Genomic DNA, 5487 nt, shown 5'->3' with positions numbered 1-5487 from the left:
ACCAATCGAGATCTTCTTACTTAATCTACGTCACTAAATTCGTTCAAGTTATTTCTTGCAATCTGCCTTTTAGATTTGTCTTTATACAAATCTTAAGAACATTTACTAGTATAACTGTCGAGTATAACGCCAATATTGATCAAATTTATCAATCATGTAACTTTGTTACAGAATCATTACAAACGCTGAAAAACCCTATGATACCAACATTTATCGCTCCTAAAATTCAAATTTTGCGTGCCTTTTTGGACAAAAAAACACCATAATTCGGTTCATTTTTGATCCGATTACGGTGTTTTTTTAATCTTTTAATTTATTAGGCGTCTTAACCTTTTCTTTAAAATCCCAAAAGTAAGCTACCATAGGTGAACCCAGCGCCAAATCCAGTTAATAACACGCGCTTACCGGTAAGATCAACTGCTTGATTGAGTTCATCTAACCCAATGGCAATCCCTGCTGACGATGTGTTCCCGTTATGCACCACGTTTGTCGCAAATTTCGCCATTGGTTCATCAAGGGCATTGGCAATGTATTCAATCAAACGCAAATTCGCTTGGTGCGGAATAAAATAATCCACATCCGCTGGCGTTAAGTCGTGGCCGGCCAAAAAATGACGAATATGTTGTGGAATGCGGGTTGTGACTTCATCATAAACCGCGCGCCCCATTTGTGAAAAAGCGTCAATTTTTGGATAATTGTCAGCTGACAATGTCTTCAAAGGGGCGATGCGACCCGAATGGACCACATCGGCATCCCCGATTGTGTGCATCTCTTCACCGGCAACCACACCATCATCCGCAACAGCTGTCAACACCACAGCGCCTGCACCATCACCAAAAAAGACCGTGCTTGTTCGGTCAGTAAAATCCATCATTTTAGAATTGACTTCAGCTGAAATCACCAAGGCATTGCGATACATCCCCGAACGCATAAACTTATCTGCAGTACTGAGTCCGAAAACAAAACCAGCACAAGCGGTCATAATGTCATACGCCCAGGCATTCTCCGCTTTTAAATTACGCTGTACTAAAGCAGCAGTCGATGGCGCTAAACCATCCGGTGTAAAAGTCGTGACAATAATTAAATCAATGTCTGCTGCCGTCAGTGACGTTTTAGCCAATGCGCGTTCTGCCGCTTTTGTGGCCAAATCACTGGTATTTTCACCTTGTAATGAAATATGTCGTGTTTTAATCCCTGTGTGTGATTGAATCCAATCATCACTTGTATCCATAATTTCAGCAAGATCATCATTCGTCACAATATCATTTGGGACATAATGCGCACTTGCTAATATTTTACTTCCGGGCATCGTTATTTCCCCTCTAAACAGCTGTAACGGGACATATCATTTATCAAATTCAGACCTATTGGTCGTCACATTGACAAACGTTACCACGTTACACCCTCTTTTTATACTTATATTATTGTAGCGGATTTTATATAATACGCAAGTTGTTTGCCGTATCATGCCATATCATCGTTGTCTGAACTGGTTGCGTATTATGCCAGTTAAACATCTCATAAACACTCATCGCTAAAACATCCGTTGATTCGAACGCAGCCTGTAACCGACTGCCAACGGGTAAAATACCTAATAAATCTCGCCACAACTCGTGTAACGTCGTGACACCATCCCCAAATGTCCATTGGAGTTCATAATCTTCACCAGCTTTAAAGACTAATATTGCGGCAACCACATGTTGTTTTGCCAATCTCACAATACTATACTCAGGATCAAAATCTTGATGACCAAAGAGCCATTTGTCATAGTCAACGTTTGCTACTGGTGGATTGAAGCGATGCGTGCGTTCATAATGATCACGCAATAATAGGACGAGTTCTGTTTGTAAATCACTGTCTAAATCAGCCAGCGGTACTACCGGTTCGCCAGAAAAATCTCGAATATTTAATGTCGCAACATAGGTTTGACCCACACTTTCAAACCCATTATCAGCCAAAAATCCCCGACTGATTGGATTGGCAACAGACGCTATGAGTCCCTTTTGTTGTTGACGGGCACGTGCTTGTAGTGCCCAAAGTGTGGCCGCATCGAGATCATCCACTTGCGTGAGTTGATCGTACTGTGGATGATCAGGATCAGAAATAACGGTCATTGTCATAGGTTTTATCCTGTCTCTATCAAGTCACCAACCAAAAAATCAGTTCAGAAATCTGAACTGACTCTTTAATGGTTTACTTAGTTGCCTGTAAGGCTTGTAAACGTTCTTGTGTCGCAGCTAGCTTTGCTTGCCAATCGGCTAGCTTTTCTCGTTCAGCGGCAACAACGGCTTCCGGCGCTGAGTTGACAAATTTCTCATTGCCTAACTTGCCTTCAGCACGCTTTACTTCACCAGTGAACTTCTTCACTTCACCTGACAAACGCGCAATTTCTTCATCAATGTCAATCAATTCAGCTAATGGCACATAAATTTCGGCCCCTGAAATAACTTGTGACATCGCCAAGTCTGGTGCGACAATGTCGGCACCAATCGTTAATGACTTTGGATGCGCAAAACGATTGATATAGTCCGCGTTATCTTGGAAAATCTGCACCAAACCAGCATCTGCTGTCTTAATCAACAAGTCAATTTCTGTTGACATTGGTGCATTGGCTTCTGAACGAATATTACGTACTGCCACAATCAAGTCTTGCAATGACTTAAAGGCTTTTTCAGCCGCCACATTCGTTAATTCTTCGTGGACAACTGGGTAACGGGTCACAGAGAAGTCCGCGTTTTGACCCGCTTGGGCTGGCATTTCTTGCCAAATGGCTTCCGTGACAAATGGCATAATCGGTTGCAAAAGACGTAATGTTTGGTCAAGGACATAGGCCAATGTTTGTTGTACTGGCGCCTTATCCCCGTCACCGTTCAACGTTTCCTTTGTCATTTCAATATACCAATCGGCAAAGTCTGACCAGATAAAGTTATACAGTTCACGACCGGCTTCGCCAAATTCGAACTTGTCAAAGTTACGGGTCACATTTTCAACAGTCGTGTTCAAACGTGACAAAATCCATTGATCAGCCAGCGTTAACTTGTCCAAATCAGGTAATGTTGATGGGGTATCTTCTGACAAATTCATGATGACATAACGGGAAGCATTCCAAATCTTATTGATAAAGTTCCAGGCAGCGTCCATCTTGTCATACGTGAAACGCACATCTTGCCCTGGCGTTGAGCCCGTTGCCAAGAACCAACGCAACGCATCGGCACCATATTTTTCAATCACGTCCATTGGGTCAACACCGTTGCCCAATGATTTTGACATTTTACGGCCCTCACCATCACGAATTAAGCCGTGAATCAAGACATTTTTAAATGGCCGTTGACCAGTAAATTCTTTTCCTTGGAACATCATCCGGGCTACCCAGAAGAAAATGATGTCATAACCCGTTACCAACGTGTTGGTTGGATAATAACGGGCATAATCACCAGTCGTATCTTCTGGCCAACCCATCGTTGAAAATGGCCACAAGGCTGAACTAAACCAAGTGTCTAAGACATCTGGGTCACGTTCCCAACCTTCGCCTTCAGGCGCTTCCGTACCCACGTAGATTTCTTCTTGGTCAGTGCCCTTATGCTTGTACCAAGCCGGAATTTGGTGTCCCCACCAAAGTTGACGTGAGATGACCCAATCGCGAATGTTTCCCATCCAACGCGTAAAGGTATCTTCAAAACGTGCTGGGACAAATTCAACTTTTTCATCCGGATTTTGTTGCATTGCCAACGCTTGTTCAGCCAATGGCGCCATTTTCACAAACCATTGCGTTGATAAGCGTGATTCAACCGGCACACCAGTCCGTTCAGAATGACCAACGGAGTGCACAATTGGTTCAACATTTAACATGTAGTCACCAGCTTCCAGATCTGCCACAATCGCTTTACGTGCTTCAAAGCGTTCCATCCCATTGTATGGGCCAGCCAATTCGTTCAAATGGCCATCATCAGTCATCGTGTTGATCCGTTCCAGATCATGGCGGTTACCCACTTGGAAATCATTTGGATCGTGCGCGGGCGTGATTTTAACCATCCCAGTCCCAAAGTCTTTTTCAACGTATTCATCGGCAATAATTGGAATTTCACGGCCGACAAGTGGCACCGTGACTGTCTTGCCAATTAGGTCCTTATAACGCTCATCACTTGGGTGAACGGCCACAGCCACATCACCAAACATCGTTTCTGGTCGTGTTGTGGCAATTTCGATGTAATCTTTGCCATCAAATGTTGTCCCATCAGTGAATGGGTACTTCACGTGATAGAATGCGCCTTCATCATCTTGATAAATCACTTCGATATCAGATAAGGCTGTTCGGGCTTGTGGATCCCAGTTAATGATATATTCACCACGATAGATTAAGCCTTTATTATAGAGGTCAATAAAGACTTTGTTGACAGCCTTGTTCAAGCCCTCATCTAACGTAAAACGTTCGCGGTCAAAGTCGAGTGACAGCCCCATCTTACCCCATTGTTGCTTAATCGTGGCTGCGTATTCATTCTTCCAGTCCCAGACTTGTTCAACAAACTTTTCACGGCCCAAGTCATAGCGTGAGACCCCTTCACCACGCAAACGTTGTTCCACTTTGGCTTGCGTAGCAATACCGGCATGATCCATACCAGGCAACCACAATACATCCAACCCTTGCATTTTCTTTTGACGAATAATCATGTCTTGCAGCGTTGTATCCCAAGCATGACCCAAATGCAACTTCCCCGTGACATTTGGTGGTGGGATTACAATGGCATAAGGTTCTGGTTCTTGCCCCTGAATGGCTTGGTTAGATTCTGGTGCAAATAACTTTTTTTCTTGCCAATGGTCGTAACGGCCTGCTTCAACAGCCGTTGGGTCATATTTTGTTGACATATCAATGTCGCGCATAGTATTCTCCTTTTGTTTATGATACAAAAAAAATCGCCCTAAAAATAATATTAGGACGATTTTCACCGTGGTACCACCTGTATTGCTGATTGTCTGTTTTTAACACAATAATCAGCCACTCTTATTATTCAACTTGTTAACACTTAGCAACCTTGGGCATTAACATGACTGATTCACAGCACCATCAGCTCTCTGGGCATGTATTTGCTTAATCCTCTAAGATAAGCATTATCTTACTAGAATTTCAGCTGTTCGTCAAGTCCCTGCTTAGGTGACGCTATTTGACGTATATAGGCTACCGGATTAAACACTGCATTTAGTAGCGGCCATTTTCTCGTCCCATAAATCACCATGAGACTGGTTCCCCAGGCAAAAGCAACCAACAACACTAGCAACAACGCATAGTAGTTAACACCTAGTTTTAGTAGGAGTACTCGCCCAATCGAAGCCATCGGTGCGTGCACCAAATAGATAATCAGTGAATACCGCCCATACGTTGTAAAGTATCGACTCACAAGCCCACCACGATTTTTTTGATAGGCAGATTGTAAAATTTAAGTTGAACATTTAAGTGGACAGAAAAACCCATCAAGGTCTTTAATGGTGTTA

At 43.2% G+C, this 5487-nt stretch carries 5 protein-coding genes; 1 reads left to right on the top strand and 4 read right to left on the bottom strand.

All coding sequences use genetic code 11. The features are described from left to right. The coding region (locus IE039_RS08445) for a hypothetical protein (protein WP_229782865.1) at nucleotides 1–266 on the top strand (266 nt) is incomplete at its 5' end. A 71-nt stretch (nucleotides 267–337) separates the two neighbouring features. Here the strand turns inward: IE039_RS08445 and IE039_RS08075 are convergent. The 4 genes from IE039_RS08075 to IE039_RS08060 all read right to left on the bottom strand — a co-directional run bounded on the left by IE039_RS08075 (nucleotide 338) and on the right by IE039_RS08060 (nucleotide 5330). Further along, nucleotides 338–1309, bottom strand: a complete 972-nt coding sequence (locus IE039_RS08075; RefSeq protein ID WP_019041158.1) for a beta-ketoacyl-ACP synthase III — start codon at nucleotides 1307–1309, stop codon at nucleotides 338–340. 127 nt (nucleotides 1310–1436) lie between these two features. Further along, nucleotides 1437–2120, bottom strand: coding sequence for a hypothetical protein (locus IE039_RS08070; protein WP_010004417.1), 684 nt, complete (start codon nucleotides 2118–2120; stop codon nucleotides 1437–1439). 73 nt (nucleotides 2121–2193) lie between these two features. Then, nucleotides 2194–4878 carry a valine--tRNA ligase gene (locus tag IE039_RS08065; protein WP_189429010.1) on the bottom strand — a complete coding sequence of 895 codons (2685 nt, stop codon included), beginning with the start codon at nucleotides 4876–4878 and terminating at the stop codon, nucleotides 2194–2196. 236 nt (nucleotides 4879–5114) lie between these two features. Continuing rightward, nucleotides 5115–5330: a hypothetical protein gene (locus tag IE039_RS08060; protein ID WP_189429009.1), complete on the bottom strand. Its 216-nt coding sequence runs from the start codon at nucleotides 5328–5330 to the stop codon at nucleotides 5115–5117. Nucleotides 5331–5487: the final 157 nt, after the last annotated feature.

It is taken from the genome of Leuconostoc lactis KCTC 3528 = DSM 20202, from assembly GCF_014651235.1.
Taxonomy (GTDB): Bacteria; Bacillota; Bacilli; order Lactobacillales; family Lactobacillaceae; genus Leuconostoc; species Leuconostoc lactis.
The sequence above is the reverse complement of the archived record's forward strand: the minus strand, read 5'-3'. Positions and strand labels throughout refer to the sequence as shown.